Genomic DNA, 257 nt, shown 5'->3' with positions numbered 1-257 from the left:
CCTTTAGAAACAATTTTATTATTCTCTCTTACCTTAATGTGCATAGCATCAACAAATACATACTTATACTGATGACTAACAATAGGTCTACCAGCCCATTCTTTAATTTCAGGATCTAGGTTTTTTATTACGCCTGAAACAGTGGATTTAGACACAGATTTTCCCGTTAGGGATTCCACAATTTTATTAACATTTCTAGTTGAAACACCATTAATGTATGCTTCTGTCATCGCTAAAATAAGCGATTGGTCAGAACG

The 257-nt window shown here is 33.9% G+C and carries 1 protein-coding gene; it reads right to left on the bottom strand.

Annotated features, from left to right (window positions below; translation table 11 throughout):
- On the bottom strand, positions 1-257 hold a 257-nt coding region (locus tag LQ686_RS14080), incomplete at both ends, for a transposase (RefSeq protein WP_239733467.1).

This window comes from Mammaliicoccus sp. J-M41 (assembly GCF_022385935.1).
Classification (GTDB): Bacteria; Bacillota; Bacilli; order Staphylococcales; family Staphylococcaceae; genus Mammaliicoccus; species Mammaliicoccus sciuri_A.
Note: the sequence above shows the minus strand (reverse complement) of the source record. Positions and strands in the feature narration are given on the sequence as shown.